A 21,732-nucleotide genomic window follows, 5' to 3' on the forward strand; every position below is an offset into this window, starting at 1 on the left:
TTTGTCTACGCTGAAAAATGGCGGCCTTAACTGGTCGTACCACAACTCAGCAGACAAACGGGGTGAATTTATGGCCAAAACTAACGTACGTATCGGCGCGTTTGAGATAGACGACGCCGAACTGCACGGCGAACAGCAGGGAGAGCGAACGTTAAGCATCCCCTGTAAATCCGATCCGGATTTATGCATGCAGCTTGATGCATGGGACGCGGATACCAGCGTACCCGCCATACTTGATGGTGAACATTCCGTCCTCTACCGTAAGCACTACGATCGCCAGTCCGATGCCTGGGTCATGCGCCTCGCCTGACTCAATTGAACCCGTCGCCTGAGACGGGTTATTTATTTCCCCGCTTCTCCGTCATCTCCTACACTTAACGCTATGTTTTTCAGGATATGAGGCTCGGATGTTTGCCTTAGTGCTGTTTATTTGTTACCTGGACGGCGGCTGTGAAGATATCGTTGTCGATGTTTACGATAACGAGCGGCAGTGCACAACGGCCATGGACGATCAGCGGATACGCCACGGCGGCTGCTTTCCGGTAGAAGATTTTATCGATAGTTTCTGGCTTCCCGCCCGAGAATACAGCGATTTTTAGCCTGCCAGCTGTAGCGCCACCAGGGTTAGCTCTCCACCAAACACGGCCCCCGTATCGATATAGTGCTGGTTATCGCTGTCGTAGCGTCGTTTCAGCGGCGTATGGCCGAACCAGAAATGGTCAGCGCCGGCAATCGCCCCGTGACGCCCGGCGAGATGGTCAGTGAGACGCTGCCGACGCCACAGCACCTGGTGCTCATCAACAACGCGCTGCCAGCGATAAACCGCGGCGGGGTAATCAGCGTGGGCAATCACGTGCACCTGCTCACCGCTGTGGAGTTCAATAATCAGCGGCAGTCGGCGGCAGCGGGCAATAAGCGCCGTAAGGCGTTGCTTTTGGCTCGCCGCACGCTGCGTATACCAGTCGCCTCCGTTCATCTCCCAGAGCCTCATATCGCCGTCGGCAAGCGCCTCCAGCGCCATCTGTTCATGGTTTCCACGCACCGCGTAAACCCAGCGATAGCGCAGTAAATCGAGACACTCCGCGCTTTGTGGCCCACGATCGATCAGATCGCCCACCGAAAGAAGCAGATCCTGGTAAGGGTCAAACTTGCGCTCACGAAGGGCCGCCATCAGGCGTGCGAAACAGCCGTGCAGGTCGCCCACCAGCCAGATATTACGCCAGTCGCAACCGTAAATACGCTGATACATATTTCGTCCTCCTCGCATAATTATAGGAAAACCCTGCGGCTTCACCGCCCGTAAATTGGCACCTCAATCGATTTTAAACGAAAGCCAAATATAGTCCGGCCGGGCATTAAGCTCCCCACGATATATCCATAGAATAGAGGCTAAATAACACCGAGGTATTCATCGTGACGGATAACAGCCTGCATTCAGCCAGCGTAGTTGAGCGACGCCCAAATCTCATTGCCGATCTGGTGATGGGCCGGATCACCCCCGCCCCCATCTGGCAACAACGTCATTACCGGCTTAAGTTTTTACTGCGCACGGCATTATTTTATGCGCCAACGCGCAGCATGCTGGAGAGCCTGTCGGCGCGTGCGGATTTCAATCAGCTGCTCGCCGCTCAGGTGACGCTGCCGGGCAAAGTCCATCGCCAGTATTTAACCCGCGGGTTAAACGCCAGCCAGCGCGCTCAGGCCATTATCAGCCACTATCAGTTCGTTGATTCCCTGGGCGCCTCGCGCCTCGCCGGGGCCATGACCGCCGCGAAAGATGTGCCGCTGCTTGAGCTGACAGGCAAAGACGACAGCCGGTTTACGCTCTCCGCGTCCTCGGCGGGCAAAGCCGAACGCGAGGGCGAAACGACGCTGTGGCTGCGCGATAGCGATGAGATTGTGCTTGCCAGCGCGACCTTTAGCGTCACCCGCCAGCAGGAGCAATGGCAGTTGACTATCGGCGGCCTGCAGGGGCCGCGCAGCACCGTTCCGCACGAAGTGATTAAACGGGCGACCCGCGCCTGTTACGGCCTGTTCCCGAAACGCCTGCTGATGGAATTTATCTGGTTAATGGCGGCGCGTTGCAACATTCATCACATTTACGGGGTCAGCGACAGCGGCCACGTCTTCCGCGCGCTGCGCTATCGGCTGAGTAAAGGGCGCCATTTTCACGCCAGCTATAACGAGTTCTGGCACTCTATCGATGGGGTCGCCGACGGCGCCTGGCGCTGGCGCCTGCCGCTGCAGCTGGAAAGAAAGACGCTTGAGAGCATCGCCAGTAAGAAACGCGCCGAATATCGTCGCCGCTTCCAGCTGCTGGATGATATGGCCGCTCAGATGGCGATACTCATGGATTAGCTCTCCCGCCGCTTCGCCAACGCCGTTTAGCACAACGGCGTTTGCATCTTCAACGGCGCTTTAGTTACTATCATAACTTCGTTGTACTCCTTGCGGACGGCTAGTGAAGTTATGAGCAAAACAGAATTACTCCTGCTGGCTATCCTGTTGATTATTTTGACCGCTGCTCTGTGGTTTATTTTTAGCGGACAAATATGGTTTCTGGTGAGCTTTCTGGAAACATGGCTGTACCCCTCTTTTGTGGCGCCAGAATAAATCGTTGCCCATTATTTTCACGCCCTCGTTCGCCCCCTTCGCCTCCCTGACAATAACCCATAGCGCGGTCAGAAGAATAACCGCCAAAAAAGTGAAAAACCGTCTCTTATCTATTATTTCATTTGTCATACAAATGTGTATACTGGGTCACTTCCGATGTTGGCCCGTAAAGTTCACCTGCACTATGGGCCTGATTTTGTGCAGGTGTTTTCTCCTCGCCCTTGCTCAACGGCGCCTCCAGTGTCTATACCCGCCTTTTTGTCCAGATTTTTTGTTGCAAACTTTGCGCCAGATTGTGATTTAAGAAAAAATCGCCCTATTTTCACGCCCCTTCAAAACACAATTAAAAAACATAACACCAACAATTAATTAACAAAAAGAGTTTGCATCCACATAAAAGGCATAAATACAGAACAACAATCCAATAAAAAACACATAACCAGCCATAAATACAAAATTACACATATCTTGCAGGAGTAGTTATACGTTAACCAACAAAACCGCAGCACTTAATCGGTGACCAACGTCTATCGCTACATTGTTGTTTTTCTTCAGCGGCTTTCCACTAAGAGGTTCTCTATGAACGTCACAACGATCTCGCGCAGTCTCCTGGGCGGCTTACTGAGCGCCATAGTTATTCTTCAACCGGCTTCTGCAGCGGGAACCTTAAGCGGCCAGATTGGCGTCCAGGTGACGCTCGGCAGCGGATGCAGCGTATCGAATGTCCGCAATGGCGAAAACAACCGCTGGGGCAACATTAATTTCGGCTCCTATGGCGATTTAGCCAACTCCATTGATGCGGAGATCACCGGCAGCGGCGGCGGAAGCGCCCTAACCGTGACCTGCACCGAGGATCTTGCCTCGACCCTGACGCTTGACGGCGGCCAGTCTGGCGATGCTGCGCTGCGCTATATGAAAAACGCCGGTGGCACCCAGCAGATTGCCTATCGGCTCTATTCGGATGCCGCCCGCAATAACGAAATCCTGCCTGGCGGCACGATACCTATCGTTGGCACAGGGAATCCACAGGCGATTCCTGTTTTTGCCCGCATTCGCCCCGAAGACCAGAGCGTCAACGCGCCGACAGCCGATGTGTATGACGACATTGTCACCGCGACCTTAGCCTGGTAACCGCATAAGGAAAATGGGCTTCATGCTTCGACCAGAGTGGCTTACATTACTTCTGCTTTTTACCTCGGGCGCCCATGCCGCCGTTGCCCAAAAGACGTTCAAAGTCTCCGCGCAGATAACCGCAGGCTGCGCGCTGGGCGCCGGGGACGGCTCCCAAACGACGGACTTCGGCACGCTGAATTTTGGCACCCTGTCATCGCTTTACAGCAACGTGGATGTCGCGAGTACCGCCGGCGCAGGTTCCATCATCGTGACCTGCACGCCCGGCACCGCTATTTCAATCGCCCTCGACTATGGCGTCAACGGCGGCTCAGCCACTCAGCGCTACATGTCGAACGGCAACAGCAGCACGCTGGCGTACCAGCTTTATCAGGACGCCAACCGCGCTAACGTTTGGGGCAGCAGTACGCTGGCCCTGAGCGTCGCATCCTTTCCGAGCACCACGCAAACCTACACGGTTTATGGCCGCCTTTTTGCCACGAATGGCTTCCCGGCGGTGGGCTCCTATACCGACACGGTCACCGTCACGCTGACCTATTAGATAATTCACAGGTTAACTATGATTCGCTGTAGATTTGCGCCGTTTATATTCGCTTTATTGCTTCCCTCATCCGTGCTGGCCGCCAGCTCCGTTCTGGTATGGCCGATATTTCAAACGATCGAAAGCCACGAAACAGGGTCTGAACTGTGGCTGGAGAATCGCGGCAGCGCGCCGGTTAATTTGCAGCTGCGCGTGTTTGCCTGGGATCAAAAAGCGTCAGCGGACGTCTACGCCGATCAGCGGGATGTTGTCGCCAGCCCGCCTTTTACCACGGTAGCGCCGGGGCAGCGCCAGCTGGTGCGGCTCATGCGCGTCGCCCCCATCGCAAACGGCAAAGAGCAGTCCTATCGCATTGTTATCGATGAGATCCCTGCCGCGCAACCCGCGGCGCAGACGGAACAGAACGCCGCCGGGCTGAAAATGCGCATGCGCTATGTCCTGCCGCTGTTTACCTATGGGCAGGGCGTCACGCCGCTAAAGAACGCGGGTTCAGTCGAACCGGTAAGGGCCACGCTGCGCTGGTCGCTCTCGCAGCAAAATAACCGCCAGACGCTGTGCATCGAAAACAGAGGCAATCAGCACGCGCGCCTCAGCGCGGTTTACTGGGCGAACGCGAGCGGCAAGGGGCGCATTCCCCAGGCTAATGGTCTTCTCGGCTACGTTCTGGCGCAGAAAAAGAGCTGTTTCCCGAGCGCCGGAAACGCTTCCGTGCCGTCAGGAATGCATCTGTTCGCGAAATTAACGGATAACGGTCAGGCGGTGGAAATTCCGGCGAATCGTTAAAAATGAGAGATCTGAAAAGGACGGCGTCCGGGGGGCTGCTGGCGATGGCGTCGGTAACGGCCTGCGCCGCGACCTATGATTCCCTGCCTGCACCTGCGGCATCCTACGGCGAAAAGCAGGAGTACGAGCTGTACCTCAGCGTATCGGTCAACGGCAATATTCTTGCCGGCGCCGTTCCGGTAAAGGTCAACGCTGGCCACTACTGGATCGCGGCCAGCGTGTTGCAGCAAGCGCATATTCCCCTGCAGACCGGCGACGCGCTGGTTGATGTGACGACGCTCCCCTCGGTGAAAGTGGAATATGACCAGCCGGATCAGATCCTCAAGCTCCAGGTTCCGGACAAATGGCTCCCCGAGCAGCACATCGGGGGACCACGGAACAACCTGGCCAGACCGCGATAAGCAGCCCGGGAATTTTATTTAACTACGACGCTTACAGCCTCTTTTCATCCGGCGGTTCGCAAACCACCAGCACCTTCACCGAAACGCGCCTTTTCGGCCCGCCGGGCGTCCTTTCCAATAACGCCGTGATTCGGCAAAACTGGTCTTCGACGGGCTACGAGCAGCAGGGCTATATGCGCTACGACACCCTGTGGAAGTACAGCGATAGCGACCAAATGATTAGCTACCAGGCCGGGGACGTGGTCAGTAACGCCCTGACGTGGAGCAGTTCCGTGCGCATGGGGGGCTACGCCTGAGCCGCAACTTCAGCGTTCGCCCGGATCTGGTGACATATCCGCTGCTTAACTTATCCGGCAGCGCGGCGGTTCCTTCAAGCGTCGATCTGTTTATTAACGGCTATAAGAGCAGCTCTGCGCAAATCAATGGCGGCCCCTATACGCTGACCAACGTTCCCTGGATCAGCGGCGCCGGCGAAGCCACCGTGGTGACCACCGACGCTCTGGGTCGCCAGGTCTCCACCAGCATCCCTTTTTATGTCTCCAATACCCTGCTGCGGGAAGGACTGAGCGATTTTGATTTCACCCTCGGCGCCCTGCGCAACAACTACGGTATCAGGAGTGCCGATTATGGCGCCGGCGCGGTAAGCGCTATTTATCGCTACGGATTCAACAACTGGCTCACGCTTTCGACGCATACCGAAGACCGCGAAGGGTTAACCAATGCCGGCATTGGCAGCGATATCGGCGTGGGGAATCTGGGCACCCTCAGCCTGTCGGGCAGCGCCAGCCGTGGCGAGGGAGACGGAAACCAGTTCACCTCGGGTTACTCTTACTATGGCAGTAGCTGGGGAGTGAGCTATCAACATATCCGCCGCAGCGCCGGCTACGACAACCTCAGCACCTATGGGTCTACCGCCACGCTCAGCCGTCAGTCAGACCAGGCCACGCTGAGCCTGAGTCCGTGGGGACGAACCCTCGGTTCTTTTAGCATTGGCTACTTTGATATCAAAGCCGAGGATAATTCGCGCACCCGGCTGCTGAACCTCTCCTGGAGCCGCGGCCTGTGGCTCAGCAGCAGCCTCAGCCTGAGCGTCAACCGCGATCTGCAGGAAGGTAGCTACGCCAGCATGCTGCAGGTCATCATCCCTTTCGATTCGCAAACCTCTGTCCAGCTAAGCGGCCAGCGCGCCAGCGCCGGACAATGGGGAGAAAATATCAGCGTCAGCCGCTCTGCTCCGGCAGAAGGCGGGCTGGGCTGGAACCTCGCCCATTCGATCGGCGGCGATAACTATAGTCAGGCGGATCTGACCTGGATCAACCGCGTGTCAACGCTGAGCGGAGGCTACTACGGGTCGCGCGACGATCGTCACAGCTGGTTTGAGGCCGCGGGCTCGGTGGTGCTGATGGATAACAGTCTGTTTTTCGCCCGGCAAATTAACGACGCCTTTATCGTCGTCTCCACCGGCAACTACCCGAATATTGCGGTGAATTATGAAAATCGCAAAGTCGGCGTGACCGATAAAAATGGTCATCTGCTGATCCCGTGGGCGACGGCGTGGTATCCGGGGAAAGTCACCCTCGATACGCTACCGCTGCCAACGGACACCGAAGCTCTGATGGTGGAGAAACGCATCGCCGTGCGCGAAGGCAGCGGAGCGCTGGTCGATTTCCCGGTGAACCGCGTGCGCTCGGCAACCCTCGTCTTCGTCGATGCCAGGGGGCAACCGCTGCCGGTCGGTACGCCGGTCGAGGAGGTTAACAGCAAGCAGCGCGGCCTGGTGGGCTATGACGGCGTGGTCTGGTTCTCGCACCTTGGACGCCACAACGAAGTCAAAATAAACGCCGGAGAGCTTCGATGCAGCGTCCAGTTCGAACTTCCGTCCTCAACGCCGGTTCCGCAGCGGATAGGTCCAGTCAGCTGCCCCTCTTAACAACGGAGATAACGTTGAAAAGTATTATCCTCGTATTCGCGATGCTCTTAGCGCTCGGGCAAGCCAGCACCGCGCTGGCCGCCTGCAGTATCAAAACCAGTGCGCCAGCGATCGGCCCGGTCGATTCCTTTGCGCTCAACAGCGCGCCTCAGGGCGTGATGGCCGGCGCGGGGTTTTACTGCACCCCGGAACTGGTGGCGCTGAACTCAACCAATACGTTAAGCGCCACTCTGGCGTCGGCCAACAAGAGCAACGGCGTTCCGCGGCTGCTTAATGGCGCGGGCGATGCCATCCCTTATAGCGTCTGTTCTGACGCCTCGTGCTCGCCGGCCTATCAGGACGGCGGCGTGATTAGCTGGTCCAGAACAACGCTGCTCGAACTGCTGGGTTTATTTAACTCAAGCGATGGCACCATGCCGCTTTACTTCAGAACCACGCCGGGAGCCAACGTCCCCGCCGGTACCTATACCGATGTGTTAACCATCACCTGGGTGTACCGATTCTGCTACGTCGGGCTCGATCTGCTGGGCATTAAGATATGTATTCCGAATAACGGAACCCTGACCTCGACGGTCAACGTGTCGGTGAAGGTGACCAATGTTTGCTATATCGACAGCGCGCCGGACGTCGAATTTGCCTCTGCCGCCCTTCCGTCCGGTTTTAGCCAGTACAGCGGCCAGCTTGCCATCCGCTGCACTAAAAACGCGGCCTACACCGTCAACCTCGCCAGCACTAACGCCAGCGTCGGCGACTGGCGGCAGATGAGCCAGCCCATTGCGAACCAACCAACCGCCTGGCTGCAGTATCAGTTTTACCAGCCCAACGGCAGCGCCTGGACGGAAAGCAACAATCTCAGCGTAACCGGCTCCGGCGCCGCGCAGTCCGCGAACTACACCCTCAAGATTAACCCGACCCAGAGCAACCAGCCTGCGGGAACCTACAGCGATACCGTACTGGTGACCGTGAGCTACTAAAACGTTAGCAGACGATTTTTTGTAAAAGAAATGTTTAGGAAATTATTGTTGTGGTATAAGAAAAAAGCCCCGAAAAAAGCGACTGGGGTTTTGCACTGGAATCTGCGGTTTGTGAAAAACAGATAAAAAGAGACCGAACACGATTCCTGTATTCGGTCCAGGGAAATGGCTCTTGGGAGAGAGCCGTGCGCTAAAAGTTGGCATTAATGCAGGCTAAGTCGCCTTGCCTTATAAGAATAGTTTACCGTGTCAGGTTTTCCAGTCCGCGACAAAAGTGGACGAATAATTCGTATCAAAATTGCTGATGCCAACAAAAAACCGCCACGCCCGGTATCGGGGGATGGCGGTTTTTTTCATGTAAATACAGCGGGATGCAGGCGGCGATCAGCAGAGCTTCTGCGCGCGCTCAATAAAGGGCGCCAGGCTCATTTTTTGTCCCGGCTGCTGCGGATCGTCAATCTGGATCACAGAAATCGGCTGCGCGTTGGTTTTACCGTCTTTCATCTGCTGTTCGGCGATGTCGTTTAGCGGGTACTGCACCAGGGTACTGGGATTGATGGCGAACAGCGCGTTGCCCGGACGGCAGGTCAGCATCACCTCTTCGCGGTTAAACGCCCAGCTCTCCTTACCCACCTCAAAGCGGCTTACGGTAATCACCTGCGGTGCCGCCAGCGCAGCGCCAGAACTTGCCAGTAACAACATTGTCAGAACGATTTTTTTCATGATTTAACCAGTTTATTCAGAAAGGTTCCCAGGTGGCAAACAGGCTGACGGCAAATAGCGCCAGCGCCCCCAGCGCAATTTCTATCTGCGTGGTGCGCACGATGAGCTGCTCCGCTCGCGTTCCGCCTGCCGACATGCGTGGCACCAGAACATACCGGTTCACCAGCGCAATTGCCACCATTGCCGCCACCAGCGCACATTTGAACAACAGCATACGCCCCCAGGGCGAGGTGCTGCTAAGTCCACCCTGGATCAGCAGCGCATTTACCACGCCGCTGGCGATGGCGCCGGCAACCGCCAGATGCCCGTAGCGCGAAAAACGCATCATGGTGCAGATGGCCGCCTGCCGCCAGCGACCGTGCGCCAGGCGAAGACAGTAGATAAACGGCAGCAGACCGCCAAACCAGCTGGCCACGCAAAACAGATGAAGCGCATGGTTGGTTCGCTGCACTATCCCCAGCCAGCCATCGTTCATTGCGGCATGCCCGACGCCGGCCAGCAGCAGCAGCTGAGCGCAAAACAGCACCAGCAGCAAACGTCCCGGTCGCCGGGGCTTCAGCCAGACCACCGCCAGCGCCACAAAGGCGAGTAAAATTTGCCATACCCACACGCCGCCAAACTGCGTCCCGGCCACCGCCTGCCAGATAGCCGGCTGCCAGACGTCCGGCCAGCCGTTGCCCATCAAGCCGCCCTGCGCCATCAGCATCAGCAGCGCCGACAGCGCGCTTGCGGATAATAAATAGCGCATCAGCGGATAGAAGCGCTGCATCATCAAACGACGTAAGGGCACCGGCGCCCACCATGCGCCGTAGAGGACGCAGCCGAAAGCGACGATCAGCGAAATGAAATGGATAAAGCGTAAGCTGACATAGACTCCACTCAGCATCGGCTTACTTCACGATAAAGGTGTATTGCCCTTTCGTCTTGTGGCCATCTACGGAGACCACGTGCCAGTTAACGGTATATTCGCCCGGCGTCAACGCCTGCTCAACCGGTACCGTCAGCTGGGCCTTATTGCTGTCGCTGCGAACGGGTTTACCGAGGGTGATGGTCTTCTGCTGCGGCCCGGTGAGGGTTACGCCGCTAAACTGCGTTTCGATGCCTTCGGAGAAGTTCAGGGTCAGCGCCTGCGGTGAAGCGTTCACCACGGTATTGGCCGCCGGAAGCTGTTGTTGTAGATGGGCGTGGGCCGATGCGCCTGCTGCGGTCAGGCAACCGGCGAGAAACAGAGACAGACGCAGCGCGCGCCCGGCGATGATTGGCATAGTTGTCATTCCTTTTTGTTATGTATGTAGCACAGAGAATAACCCTGTATAATGGCGCAGTCGAGCTAAGCGTCTGAGACTTGCCTTTTTGCCGCGTGCTTAGTACTTTTTGCGGCGTTATCAGAGGAGAAACCGATGGAAAAGAACCTGGCTAAACTATCCCAGGAGGAGATGGACAAAGTGAATGTCGATCTCGCCGCGGCGGGCGTCGCGTTTAAAGAACGCTACAATATGCCGGTGGTGGCTGATTTAGTCGAAAGAGAACAGCCCGAGCATCTGCGCGGCTGGTTTCGCGAACGTCTGATCGCCCATCGACTGGCCTCCGTTTCGCTCTCTCGCCTGCCCTATGAACCGAAACAGAAATAATTCCCGTCCCCTGCGGACATCCACGTTGGCAAGACCCGCGCATTCTATTACGCTGGTTTCTTTGGCCTGGAGCGAGCCATGCTGCGCGTAATCGATACAGAAACCTGCGGATTGCAGGGAGGCATTGTTGAAATCGCCTCGGTAGATATTGTCGACGGACACATCACCAATCCCATGAGCCACCTGGTTCGCCCCGACCGGCCTATCAGCCCGCAGGCGATGGCGATTCACCATATCACCGAAGAGATGGTCGCCGATAAGCCGTGGATCGAGGAGATTGTGCCGCTGTATATGGGCAGTCCGTGGTATGTCGCCCATAACGCCAGCTTTGACCGCCGGGTGTTGCCGGAAATGCAGGGCGAGTGGATCTGCACGATGAAGCTGGCGCGCCGCCTGTGGCCAGGCATCAAGTACAGCAATATGGGGCTGTATAAATCGCGCAAGCTCAGCGTCGCGACGCCACCGGGACTGCATCATCACCGGGCGCTGTACGATTGCTATATCACCGCGGCCCTGCTGCTCGATATCATCAACACCTCCGGCTGGACGCCTGAGGAGATGGCGACCATTACCGGCCGCCCGGCGCTGCTCTCCACCTTTACCTTCGGCAAATACCGCGGCAAGCCGGTCTCGGAAGTGGCGGAAAACGATCCTGGCTATTTACGCTGGCTGTTTAATAACCTGGATCGCATGAGCCCCGAGCTGCGCCTGACGCTGAAGCATTATCTCGGGGAGTAATCGGCGCTATACCTCCGCCTGGCCCGGCAGCGTCCCCTGCGCCAGGCCAATCAGAAACGCATACTCCAGCGCCACGCCTTCATAGCTTTTGAAGCGGCCGGATTTACCGCCGTGGCCGGAATCCATATCGGTACACAGCAGCAGCAGGTTATCGTCGGTTTTCAGCTCGCGCAGTTTTGCCACCCATTTTGCCGGCTCCCAGTATTGTACCTGCGAATCATGCAGGCCCGTGGTGACCAGCAAATGCGGATACGCCTGAGCCTGCACGCCGTCGTACGGGCTGTAGCTTTTCATATAGCGGTAATAGGCTTCATCCTGCGGATTCCCCCACTCTTCAAACTCGCCGGTGGTCAGCGGAATCGACTCATCGAGCATGGTGGTGAGGACATCGACAAAGGGAACCTGGGCCACCACGCCGTGGAAGAGCTCCGGCCGCTGGTTCACTGCAACGCCCATCAGCATACCGCCGGCGCTGCCGCCCATGCCGTAGCAAAAACGCGGATCGCCGTAGCCCTGCGCCAGCAGCGCATCGCAGACGTCGAGATAATCGTTGAAGGTATTTTTCTTGCACAAAAACTTACCGTCTTCGTACCACTGCTGTCCCAGCTCGCCGCCGCCGCGAATATGGGCGATAGCGAACACAAAGCCGCGGTCGAGCAGGCTCAGGCGGCTGGCGCTGAAATCCGCATCCATGCTTGCGCCGTAGGAGCCGTAGCCGTACACCAGCAGAGGGCTGGCGCCCTTGCGGAAATGTTCATGACGGTAGACCAGCGAGACCGGGACTTCGACGCCGTCGCGGGCGTTGATCCACAGATGCTCGCTGCGGTAGTGGCTGGCATCGAACCCTTTGACTTCCTGCTGTTTCAGCACCCGCCGCTCGCCGGTATTCATATCCAGCTCAAACAGCGTATCCGGCGTCGTCATGGAGGAGTAGCCGTAGCGCAGGCGGGCGGTTTCCGGCTCCGGATTATAGGCAAGCCAGGTCACATAGGCCGGATCGTCAAAGGCAATGCCCTGGGACTCTCTTGTCTTACGATTGATCTGACGCAGGCTGGTCAGCCCGCGCTGGCGCTCTTCCACAACCAGCCAGTCGGTAAACAGGGTAAATCCTTCCAGCATGACTTCGTGACGCGGCGCGATCAGGGTCTCCCACTGCTGCTCATCGCGCAGGGTAGTACGATAAAGGCCGAAGTTCTTACCCTCACGGTTAGAGCGCAGATAGAAAGCGTGCTGATAGTGATCGAGGCTATATTCATGATCTTTACGCCGCGGTAGAAAACAGACCGGCTCGGCGTCGGTCATTTCCGCATTGAGCAGCAGCACTTCGCTGGTGGTCGCGCTGGCCAGATAGATCACCACAAACTGCTGGGAAGTCGTCTTGTGTACGCTGACGTAAAAAGTATCGTCCTGCTCTTCATACACCAGAACATCCGCACTGGCCGGCGTCCCCAGACGGTGGCGCCAGACCTGATACGGCAGCAGCGTGGTGGGATGTTTACGCACGTACCACAGGGTCTGCGAATCGTTACTCCAGGCAAAATCAGGCGAGACGTTCTCCAGCACTTCCGCAAATTGCCGGTCGTCGTTTAAGGGAAAGAAGCGCAGGCTATACTGGCGTCGGGAGAGATAGTCTTCCGCCACCGCCATCAGGCTGTTGTCGGGCGAAACGCCTAATCCGCCGAGGGTATAGAATTCGCTGCCGGCCGCACGCTGGTTGCCGTCAAGCAGGACGTCCCATTCATCCCACTCCTCTTTGACTACCGGCTGGCGTTGATAAATCGCGTACTCGCAGCCCGGCTCGTAGACCTGACGGTAACGATAGCCATTTTTGCTGTAGGGGGCTGACACTTCGCGCTGCGGAATACGGTCGATAATCTCCTTGAGTACCCTGTCCTGCAGGCTACTTTGCGAAGACATCACTTTTTTGCCGTACTCATTTTCCTGGCGCAGATAATCCAGCACTTCCGCCTGCGAGCGATCGTCATCGCGCAGCCAGTAGTAATTATCGATTCGCGTGTCGCCATGTAATGTCATGGCATGGGGGATCCGTTTCGCTTTTGGTGGCATCTGCTTATTCTTCTGCGGCTTGTATTGAGTACTAAAATTTTCAGGCTGCTTCAAAGCAGCCTGAAGGGTGACGTGACTACACAATATATAAGGGTGGCAAAAGTCGCCAGCGATGCAAGCGAAACGTGCGGATTTAGAGCGTTACGGCCTGTTTTTGCGCCTGAATATCCCGTTCGATATCCTCACGCACTTCCTGCGGGAGCTTCAGCGCTTCGCCGAGGGCGTTCAGATAGCTGCGTTCCATAAAGTGGTCAATATCAATGACCGCGCAGCTGATATAGTAAACTTCAAGCGCCTCTTGCTCGCTGCAGATGCCCTGCGCCAGGCTCTGCGGGTCGAGGGGCTGCGCCAGCGCCCGGTCAATTAACACCCGGCCCTGGACGTCGACGTTTGCCGCACGCAGCTGCTCTTCGATATTTGCCCGCTCGCGTTCGTCAATATGTCCATCGCTTTTAGCGGCGAAGACCAGCGCCATAATCAGCCGTTCGCTGCGGGCGTCGAGTTCGGCCGGTGCGGGAGATGGCGCCTGTGCGGGCGCGACATCAGCCGATGCCTGCTGCGCGCTGGCGCGCATCTTCTGCTGATATTTATTCCATAAAACGCTGCCCGCAACCGCGCCGCCGCCGACCAGCAGCGCGCCGGTGCCGTATTTGGCTAACAGCTTGCGCGATGATTTGCTGGCGACCAGCAGCCCGGCCAGCCCGCCAAGCGCGCCCGGCAGGAGTAAATTTTTGCCGCTTGATTGATCGTCAGATGAAGAAGACCGCCCCTGCTGACCCAGCAGAGACTGCAGTTGATTAAGCCAGTTAGCCATACATTTCCTCGTTGCGCGATAAGCGATACCACCAGCCTAAACGACGCGACGTCAGGAAACGTTATCGGCAGCTAAAGATGAGCAAATGTCGCGCCGGGAAGCGCGGGAGCCTGCCGCCAGAAGCGCTGGCGGCGGCAGCGTAGCTCAGGCCGCTTTCGCTTTGCGCGGCTTCGCCGGCGCCGGGGCTTCAGATTCGACGACGTCGTCGGTCTTGTCGCCCTCTTCTGCTTCTGCGCGATCGGCTGGCGCCTCGGCGGCGCCCTCGGCTTCCGGCAGCTTACCGGAGCGCAAAATATGGTTGAGGGTGTCTTTACGTTCGGCCAGCCACATCGCCAAGCTATCGCGCTGCTCTTCATCGAGCGTTAGCGGGCATTCAACCAGCCAGTCGTTCAGTACTTCCGCCAGATCGAGCATTTTGTCATAAGCATCGGCCTCTTTTTTGCTGGCAAAAGACATTTTTTCCTCACCTTCGCGAATCACTACATATTTAATTTCAACCGCCATGATGCAGCCTCTCAGTACTGTATTTTTATACAGTATATCAAATTTCTTCCCCGAACTCAAATGACGCGCATAAAGACATGCGCAAACGTTTTCGTTTATAATGCGGCGCATGTTTTTTTACTGCGGAAGAGAGTTATGACTGTATTAGGTACGGCGCTGCGCCCTGCGGCAACAAAGGTAATGCTGTTAGGTTCCGGTGAACTGGGTAAAGAAGTGGCCATTGAATGCCAGCGCCTGGGAATTGAGACCATCGCCGTCGATCGTTACCCTGACGCTCCGGCCATGCAGGTCGCACACCGTTCGCACGTCATCAATATGCTGCACGGCGAAACGTTGCAGGCGCTGATTGAGCAGGAAAAGCCTGACTTTATCGTGCCGGAAATCGAGGCCATCGCCACCGATACACTGGTCGCGCTGGAGCAGGCCGGGCAGAAAGTCGTCCCCACCGCGCGCGCGGCAAAGCTCACCATGAATCGCGAAGGGATCCGCCGCCTGGCCGCTGAAGAGCTGAAGCTGCCGACCTCCGCCTACCGTTTTGCCGACAGCGAACCCGCCTTCCGCGAAGCCGTCGCCGGGATAGGCCTGCCGTGCATCGTCAAGCCGGTAATGAGCTCATCGGGTAAAGGCCAGAGCTTTATTCGTTCCAGCGAACAGCTGGCTGACGCCTGGCAGTATGCGCAGCAGGGCGGCCGCGCCGGAGCCGGACGCGTTATCGTTGAAGGCGTGGTGAATTTTGATTTCGAGATTACCCTTCTCACCGTCAGCGCCGCGGATGGCGTACACTTCTGCGCGCCGGTCGGTCATCGCCAGGAAGATGGCGACTATCGTGAATCCTGGCAGCCGCAGCAGATGAGCGCGCTGGCGCTGGAACGCGCGCAGGAAATCGCCCGTCAAGTGGTGCTGGCGCTGGGCGGCTACGGCCTGTTCGGCGTCGAACTGTTCGTCTGCGGTGATGAGGTGATTTTTAGCGAAGTCTCGCCGCGCCCGCACGACACCGGTATGGTCACGCTGATTTCACAGGACTTATCCGAGTTCGCCCTGCACGTTCGCGCCTTCCTCGGCCTGCCGATTGGCGCGATTCGCCAGTACGGCCCGGCGGCCTCGGCGGTGATCCTGCCGCAGCTAACCAGCCAGAACGTCACTTTCAGCAATATTCAGGCCGCGGTCGGCGCGGGACTGCAGCTGCGTCTGTTCGGCAAGCCGGAAATTGACGGTTCGCGTCGTCTGGGCGTGACGCTGGCGATAGCCGATAACGTTGAGGAAGCTGTTGCGCGCGCCAAAGCGGCGGCGTCAGCGGTCGTGGTCGCAGGATAAAAAAAAGCCCGGTCGCAGACCGGGCCTCTGGTGAGTGCGCGAAGATTACTTCGCGCCTTCTACCGCCTCACGAGCCAGTTTGGTGATACGGTCGTAATCACCGGCTTCCAGCGCATCCGCCGGCACCAGCCAGGAGCCGCCGATGCACAGTACGCTGTTCAGCGCCAGATAGTCGCGATAGTTCGCCGGAGAGATGCCGCCAGTCGGGCAGAAGCGAATGTGCGCGAACGGGCCGCCAATCGCCTGCAGCGCTTTCACGCCGCCGTTTGCTTCCGCCGGGAAGAATTTGAACTCTTTCAGGCCATACTGCATACCCAGCATCAGCTCGGATACGGTGCTGATCCCCGGGATCAGCGGAATGGTGCCTTCGCCGGTCGCCGCTTTCAGCAGGGATTCGGTCAGGCCAGGGCTGATAGCAAACTGCGCGCCCGCTTCGGTCACTTCTTTCAGCTGCTCAACGTTAGTGACGGTACCGGCACCGACAATCGCTTCCGGGACTTCTTTGGCGATCGCGCGGATAGCGTCCATCGCGCACTCGGTACGCAGGGTCACTTCCAGTACGCGTACGCCGCCTGCAACCAGCGCTTTCGCCATTGGCACAGCGTGTTCCAGCTTTTTCACCACGATTACCGGTACTACCGGACCGGAGGTGAGGATTGCTTCTGCAGTTGTTTTCCAGTTTTTCATCAGATTTTCTCTCGCCAGATCTATAAATCGAATCGTCTTAAAAATTGATGCAGGTTGCGCCCTGTTCTGCTCCGGAGAGTTTCTCACGCAGCGCACCGAACATTTCCCGGCCGGTTCCCACGCGCGAACCGCTCAGGTCAGGAATATGCGCCTGACGCGCGGCCAGCTCTGCGTCATCGACCAGCAGCGTTAGCTCGCCCGTCTGGCCGTTGACGCGGATGATATCGCCATCGCGTACCTTCGCCAGCAGGCCCCCATCGTACGCTTCTGGCGTCACGTGGATCGCCGATGGCACTTTGCCTGATGCGCCGGAGAGACGACCATCGGTTACCAGCGCAATTTTGAAACGGCGGTCCAATAATACACCAAGTGGCGGCATAAGTTTATGTAATTCTGGCATGCCGTTCGCTTTTGGCCCCTGATGACGGACGACAACCACGCAATCTTTGTCGAGCAGCCCCGCTTCAAAGGCGGGCAGTACGTCATGCTGGCTCTCGAAAACCACCGCAGGAGCTTCAATAATCTGGTTTTCAACCGGCACGGCGGAGGTTTTCATGACCGCGCGTCCGAGGTTACCGCTCAGCACTTTGGTGCCGCCGTGGCGAGAGAACGGTTTGTCAAACGTGGCGATAACCTGTTCGTCCAGCGGCGCGGTCGCCCCTTCGCGCCAGTCAAGTTCGCCGTTATTAAGCCAGGGTTCCATGGTGTAGCGAGAGAGGCCGAAGCCGGCCACGGTGTGAACATCTTCATGCAGCAGGCCGCCTTTCAGCAGCTCGCGCACCAGCACCGGCACGCCGCCAGCCGCCTGGAAGTGGTTAATATCCGCCGGGCCGTTCGGGTAGAGGCGCGCCAGCAGCGGCACCACGTCAGAGAGATCGGAGAAATCATCCCAGTTAATGATAATCCCTGCCGCCCGCGCCATAGCCACCAGGTGCATGGTGTGGTTGGTAGAGCCGCCGGTTGCCAGCAGCGCGACAATCCCGTTGACCACCACTTTTTCATCAAACATTTTGCCCAGCGGCATCCACTCGTTACCGTTGCCGGTCAGGCGGGTCACCTGGCGGGCGGCGGCGGCGGTCAGCGCTTCGCGCAGCGGCGCATCCGGATGCACGAATGACGATCCGGGCAGCTGCATCCCCATAAACTCAACCACCATCTGGTTGGTATTGGCGGTACCGTAGAAGGTACAGGTGCCAGGCGCATGGTAAGACGCGGCTTCGGACTCCAGCAGCGCCATACGATCCACTTTGCCTTCCGCATAGAGCTGACGAATGCGCACTTTTTCTTTATTCGCCAGGCCGCTGGCCATCGGCCCGGAAGGGATAAAGATGGACGGCAGGTGGCCGAACGACAGCGCAGCCATCGCCAGGCCGGGGACAATTTTATCGCAGACGCCGAGGTAGAGCGCGCCGTCAAACATGTTGTGCGACAGGCCAATCGCGGCGGACATGGCAATCACTTCGCGGCTGAGCAGCGACAGCTCCATCCCGTCCTGCCCCTGCGTCACGCCATCGCACATCGCCGGAACGCCGCCGGCGACCTGGCCTACCGCGTTCGCGGAGTGCAGCGCTTTGCGGATAATGTCCGGATAGCGCTCATAGGGCTGGTGGGCGGACAGCATATCGTTGTAGGAGGTAATAATGGCGATGTTATTGCGCAGCATGCTTTTCAGCGAGGCTTTGTCATCCGCCTGGCAGGCGGCGAAGCCGTGGGCCAGGTTACCGCATGCCAGCTGGGCGCGATGAACGGTGTCGGTTTTGGCCTGGTTAATCCGGGCGAGGTAGGCTTCGCGGGTATCGCGCGAGCGTTCGATGATGCGATTTGTTACCCGTAACATTTCAGAATTCATAAAGGCTCCTCAAATTTCATCTGTCCGGCCGCAGCGCTTTAGCGGTACTTTTAGGGGCTTAGGGCACCAGTACTGGGGCTCAGGGGCAAAATATCTGCAGGCAGTGTAATAAAAAAAGCCCCGGGGGTGAATCCTCCGGGGCTTAAAAGATTAAAAATTACGCGACTTGCTGCGTCAGATCATGTTACCGGTAAAATAACCCTGACGGAGGAGCTGGCGATTACTCAAACTCGTTCCACGAACGACCATCGCGGGTGATCATCGCCACGGAGGCAACCGGCCCCCAGGTACCCGCCTGATACGGTTTCGGCGAATCGCGATCGGCAGCCCAGGCTTCAGTGATGGAGTCGACCCACTTCCACGCCTCTTCCACTTCATCACGACGGACGAACAGCGCCTGGATACCGCGCATCGTTTCCAGCAGCAGGCGCTCGTAGGCATCCGCCAGGTGGGTTTGATTAAAGGTTTCCGAGTAGCTCAGATCCAGCTTGGTGATCTGCAGGTTATGCTTGTGGTCAAGTCCGGGTACTTTGTTCAGCACCTGGATATCCACCCCTTCATCCGGCTGCAGACGAATGGTCAGCTTATTCTGCGGCAGCTCTTGCCAGGTCTCTTTGAACAGGTTCAGTTCCGGCGTTTTGAAGTAAACCACGACTTCGGAACACTTGGTCGGCAGACGTTTACCGGTACGCAGGTAGAACGGTACGCCCGCCCAGCGCCAGTTGTCGATATCCACGCGGATCGCCACGAAGGTTTCTGTATGGCTGGACTTGTTGGCCCCCTCTTCCTCGAGGTAGCCCGGCACTTTTTTGCCCTGGGCAAAACCGGCGGTGTACTGGCCGCGCACCGTTTTTTCACGCACGTTGGTGCGGTCAATGCGGCGCAGCGATTTCAGCACCTTCACTTTTTCATCGCGGATGCTATCGGCAGTCAAATCTGACGGCGGGGACATGGCAATCATGCACAGAATTTGCAGCAGGTGGTTCTGGATCATGTCGCGCATCTGCCCGGCCTGATCGAAGTAGCCCCAGCGGCCCTCAATGCCCACCTCTTCCGCCACGGTGATCTCGACGTGATCGATGGTGCGGCTGTCCCAGTTATTGACGAACAGCGAGTTGGCAAAGCGCAGCGCCAGCAGGTTCAGCACCGTCTCTTTACCCAGATAGTGGTCGATACGGTAGACCTGGCACTCTTCAAAGAACTCACCCACCCGATCGTTGATCTCGCGGGAGGTTTCCAGGGAGGTACCCAGCGGTTTCTCCATCACCACGCGGGCCGGCTTGGCGTTCAGCTTCGCTTCACCCAGACCTTTGCAAATCGCGCCAAAGGTGCTCGGCGGCATGGCGAAATAGTTAATGGTCACCCGCTCTTTCTGATCGAGCATTTTGCCCAGGCGGGTAAACGCTTTGGTATCGTTGACATCAAGGTTACAAAAATCCAGACGCCCGCTCAGGGTCTCCCACAAACCTTCATCGATTTTCTCCTTCATGAAGGTTTCCATCGCTTCACGGACTACCTTGGTGTAAGCGTCTTTGTCCCAGTCGGCGCGACCGACGCCGATGATGCGGGTGTCAGGGTGGATCTGGCCCGCTTTTTCAAGCTGATACAGGGAAGGCAGCAATTTACGTCGCGCCAGGTCACCCTTCGCGCCGAAAATGACCAGATCGCATGCCTGGGCCGTTTGCGTTACCGCCATGTCATTCTCCTTAGTTGATAGCCCGGTGCTTATGCCAGACTATAGTTGTATTTGTAATTTTCTTTCACTGCATCGTACTGTGTTTACGAATTTCCCGAAACCCTCAGCGGCCGTTCCCGCTGCTAAATCGCACAGGGTGGAAAATAGAGGCTGAGATTTTGGGCATGCGGCTAATATTGTTCGTTGTTTCGACCGATTATCAGTTAGTAAAATACGACTCTGATCATGTAATGAAAAAAAACAACATATTTTCAGGTCATTCCTCACCGTTTCCGACTACGGAGGGGTATATTCTTGCTAAAACGCCTGATGATTTCACCCATTAATGAAATCGCTTCCATTGATGAGCGCCCGATTACCCATGAATATGCTGGAAAAAATCCAGTCCCGGCTGGAACACCTTAGCAAATCTGAACGCAAAGTGGCGGAAGTCATCCTTGCTACCCCCGCGCAGGCCATTCATTCAAGTATTGCCGCCCTGGCGCTGGAAGCCGGCGTCAGCGAGCCCACGGTTAACCGTTTCTGCCGCAGCCTGGAAACGCGCGGTTTCCCGGATTTCAAACTGCATCTTGCACAAAGCCTGGCGCACGGTACGCTCTATGTTAACCGCAACGTCGATGAAGACGACAGCGTTGAGTCCTATACGGGAAAGATATTTGAGTCAGCCATGGCCAGTTTAGATCAGGTCCATCATTCTCTCGACATGTCGGCGATCAATCGCGCGGTTGACCTGCTCACGCAGGCGAAGAAAATCGCCTTTTTTGGCCTGGGCTCTTCGGCCGCCGTCGCCCACGACGCGATGAACAAGTTTTTCCGTTTTAACGTGCCGGTGATCTATTCCGACGACATCGTCCTGCAACGCATGAGCTGTATGAACTGTAATGACGATGATGTGGTGGTGATCATCTCGCATACCGGCAGGACTAAAAGCCTGGTGGAGCTGGCTCAGCTGGCCCGCGAAAACGATGCGATGGTGATCGCGATTACCTCCCCCGGCACGCCGCTTTCCCGGGAATCAACGCTGGCGATTACCCTGGACGTACCGGAAGATACCGATATCTATATGCCGATGGTCTCCCGCTTAGCGCAGCTGACGGTGATTGATGTCCTGGCGACCGGCTTCACCCTGCGGCGGGGAGCAAAATTCAGAGATAACTTGAAGAGGGTCAAGGAAGCGCTCAAGGAATCGCGCTTTGATAAAGAGCTCAGCGTACACAGCAATGACCAATAAAAGTAGAAACAAAGCACTATCCTATTACACCGTCGGTAACGTTCCGGTATAGCGACTTTGCTCGTCGGCGCTACCGAATCCATGTTCACGCAACACCAAAGTTGT

At 57.2% G+C, this 21,732-nt stretch carries 22 protein-coding genes and 1 pseudogene; 13 read left to right on the top strand and 10 right to left on the bottom strand.

Annotated elements, in window-relative coordinates:
- The first annotated feature begins 70 nt into the window (after window positions 1-70).
- Together CDA56_RS09065 and CDA56_RS09070 are read left to right on the top strand one after the other, a co-directional pair.
- Window positions 71-310 (top strand): YebV family protein, encoded by a 240-nt coding sequence (locus CDA56_RS09065; RefSeq protein WP_004852069.1) that lies wholly within the window; start codon window positions 71-73, stop codon window positions 308-310.
- Window positions 311-407: 97 nt separating this feature from the next.
- Window positions 408-599, top strand: a complete 192-nt coding sequence (locus tag CDA56_RS09070; RefSeq protein WP_004122014.1) for a YdfD/YebW family protein — start codon at window positions 408-410, stop codon at window positions 597-599.
- On the opposite strand, the gene pphA is transcribed toward CDA56_RS09070, so the two are convergent.
- Complete coding sequence (gene pphA / locus CDA56_RS09075) at window positions 596-1,249, bottom strand: protein-serine/threonine phosphatase (RefSeq protein WP_025106137.1); 654 nt, start codon at window positions 1,247-1,249, stop codon at window positions 596-598. The genes CDA56_RS09070 and pphA overlap by 4 nt on opposite strands.
- Window positions 1,250-1,413: 164 nt before the next feature.
- Between pphA and CDA56_RS09080 the strand changes: the two genes are divergently transcribed.
- From CDA56_RS09080 to CDA56_RS09105, 7 genes and pseudogenes are all read left to right on the top strand, one after another.
- On the top strand, window positions 1,414-2,358 hold the full coding sequence (locus CDA56_RS09080) for a VirK/YbjX family protein (protein WP_004852075.1): 945 nt from the start codon (window positions 1,414-1,416) through the stop codon (window positions 2,356-2,358).
- 111 nt (window positions 2,359-2,469) lie between these two features.
- Complete coding sequence (locus tag CDA56_RS30880) at window positions 2,470-2,613, top strand: Ecr family regulatory small membrane protein (RefSeq protein ID WP_009651986.1); 144 nt, start codon at window positions 2,470-2,472, stop codon at window positions 2,611-2,613.
- Between the two features lie 579 nt (window positions 2,614-3,192).
- Window positions 3,193-3,744, top strand: a complete 552-nt coding sequence (locus tag CDA56_RS09085) for a Csu type fimbrial protein (RefSeq protein WP_046878047.1) — start codon at window positions 3,193-3,195, stop codon at window positions 3,742-3,744.
- A gap of 22 nt (window positions 3,745-3,766) precedes the next feature.
- Window positions 3,767-4,285, top strand: coding sequence for a Csu type fimbrial protein (locus CDA56_RS09090; RefSeq protein ID WP_004852079.1), 519 nt, complete (start codon window positions 3,767-3,769; stop codon window positions 4,283-4,285).
- Between the two features lie 18 nt (window positions 4,286-4,303).
- Complete coding sequence (locus CDA56_RS09095; RefSeq protein ID WP_049102470.1) at window positions 4,304-5,068, top strand: fimbrial biogenesis chaperone; 765 nt, start codon at window positions 4,304-4,306, stop codon at window positions 5,066-5,068.
- Window positions 5,069-5,070: 2 nt separating this feature from the next.
- Window positions 5,071-7,399 (top strand): annotated as a pseudogene (locus tag CDA56_RS09100) (fimbria/pilus outer membrane usher protein).
- 14 nt (window positions 7,400-7,413) lie between these two features.
- Window positions 7,414-8,373, top strand: coding sequence for a Csu type fimbrial protein (locus tag CDA56_RS09105; RefSeq protein ID WP_046878049.1), 960 nt, complete (start codon window positions 7,414-7,416; stop codon window positions 8,371-8,373).
- A gap of 384 nt (window positions 8,374-8,757) precedes the next feature.
- Here CDA56_RS09105 and CDA56_RS09110 read toward each other — a convergent pair whose 3' ends face one another.
- Genes CDA56_RS09110 through yobA form a run of 3 tightly spaced genes read right to left on the bottom strand, consistent with a single transcriptional unit; the run spans window position 8,758 to window position 10,361 of the window.
- Complete coding sequence (locus CDA56_RS09110) at window positions 8,758-9,096, bottom strand: YebY family protein (protein ID WP_004103344.1); 339 nt, start codon at window positions 9,094-9,096, stop codon at window positions 8,758-8,760.
- Between the two features lie 16 nt (window positions 9,097-9,112).
- Window positions 9,113-9,982 carry a copper homeostasis membrane protein CopD gene (gene copD / locus CDA56_RS09115; protein ID WP_103814899.1) on the bottom strand — a complete coding sequence of 290 codons (870 nt, stop codon included), beginning with the start codon at window positions 9,980-9,982 and terminating at the stop codon, window positions 9,113-9,115.
- Between the two features lie 4 nt (window positions 9,983-9,986).
- On the bottom strand, window positions 9,987-10,361 hold the full coding sequence (gene yobA, locus CDA56_RS09120; protein WP_103814901.1) for a CopC domain-containing protein YobA: 375 nt from the start codon (window positions 10,359-10,361) through the stop codon (window positions 9,987-9,989).
- Between the two features lie 135 nt (window positions 10,362-10,496).
- Between yobA and CDA56_RS09125 the strand changes: the two genes are divergently transcribed.
- Window positions 10,497-10,727 carry a DNA polymerase III subunit theta gene (locus CDA56_RS09125; protein ID WP_004103351.1) on the top strand — a complete coding sequence of 77 codons (231 nt, stop codon included), beginning with the start codon at window positions 10,497-10,499 and terminating at the stop codon, window positions 10,725-10,727.
- A 78-nt stretch (window positions 10,728-10,805) separates the two neighbouring features.
- A complete protein-coding gene (exoX, locus tag CDA56_RS09130) occupies window positions 10,806-11,465 on the top strand; it encodes an exodeoxyribonuclease X (RefSeq protein ID WP_014229839.1) in 660 nt (219 codons plus the stop codon).
- 6 nt (window positions 11,466-11,471) lie between these two features.
- On the opposite strand, the gene ptrB is transcribed toward exoX, so the two are convergent.
- The 3 genes from ptrB to CDA56_RS09145 all read right to left on the bottom strand — a co-directional run bounded on the left by ptrB (window position 11,472) and on the right by CDA56_RS09145 (window position 14,850).
- Entirely contained in the window at window positions 11,472-13,532 is a 2,061-nt protein-coding gene (ptrB, locus tag CDA56_RS09135) for an oligopeptidase B (protein WP_033836507.1), read from the bottom strand.
- A 133-nt stretch (window positions 13,533-13,665) separates the two neighbouring features.
- Complete coding sequence (locus CDA56_RS09140) at window positions 13,666-14,346, bottom strand: tellurite resistance TerB family protein (RefSeq protein ID WP_025106128.1); 681 nt, start codon at window positions 14,344-14,346, stop codon at window positions 13,666-13,668.
- A 144-nt stretch (window positions 14,347-14,490) separates the two neighbouring features.
- Entirely contained in the window at window positions 14,491-14,850 is a 360-nt protein-coding gene (locus tag CDA56_RS09145) for a YebG family protein (RefSeq protein WP_104011306.1), read from the bottom strand.
- Window positions 14,851-14,985: 135 nt separating this feature from the next.
- Between CDA56_RS09145 and purT the strand changes: the two genes are divergently transcribed.
- Window positions 14,986-16,164 (top strand): formate-dependent phosphoribosylglycinamide formyltransferase, encoded by a 1,179-nt coding sequence (purT, locus tag CDA56_RS09150; protein ID WP_004852102.1) that lies wholly within the window; start codon window positions 14,986-14,988, stop codon window positions 16,162-16,164.
- Between the two features lie 45 nt (window positions 16,165-16,209).
- On the opposite strand, the gene CDA56_RS09155 is transcribed toward purT, so the two are convergent.
- The 3 genes from CDA56_RS09155 to zwf form a co-directional block, all read right to left on the bottom strand.
- Window positions 16,210-16,851, bottom strand: a complete 642-nt coding sequence (locus CDA56_RS09155; protein ID WP_004103368.1) for a bifunctional 4-hydroxy-2-oxoglutarate aldolase/2-dehydro-3-deoxy-phosphogluconate aldolase — start codon at window positions 16,849-16,851, stop codon at window positions 16,210-16,212.
- A gap of 37 nt (window positions 16,852-16,888) precedes the next feature.
- Complete coding sequence (gene edd, locus CDA56_RS09160) at window positions 16,889-18,700, bottom strand: phosphogluconate dehydratase (RefSeq protein ID WP_025106126.1); 1,812 nt, start codon at window positions 18,698-18,700, stop codon at window positions 16,889-16,891.
- 220 nt (window positions 18,701-18,920) lie between these two features.
- The gene (gene zwf / locus CDA56_RS09165) at window positions 18,921-20,396 is read right to left on the bottom strand and encodes a glucose-6-phosphate dehydrogenase (protein ID WP_004122041.1); all 1,476 of its coding nucleotides are present in this window, start codon (window positions 20,394-20,396) and stop codon (window positions 18,921-18,923) included.
- 325 nt (window positions 20,397-20,721) lie between these two features.
- Between zwf and CDA56_RS09170 the strand changes: the two genes are divergently transcribed.
- Window positions 20,722-21,627, top strand: coding sequence for a MurR/RpiR family transcriptional regulator (locus CDA56_RS09170; protein ID WP_161505349.1), 906 nt, complete (start codon window positions 20,722-20,724; stop codon window positions 21,625-21,627).
- Window positions 21,628-21,732 lie beyond the last annotated feature (105 nt).

The sequence above is a fragment of the Klebsiella michiganensis genome (genome assembly GCF_002925905.1).
Lineage (GTDB): Bacteria > Pseudomonadota > Gammaproteobacteria > Enterobacterales > Enterobacteriaceae > Klebsiella > Klebsiella michiganensis.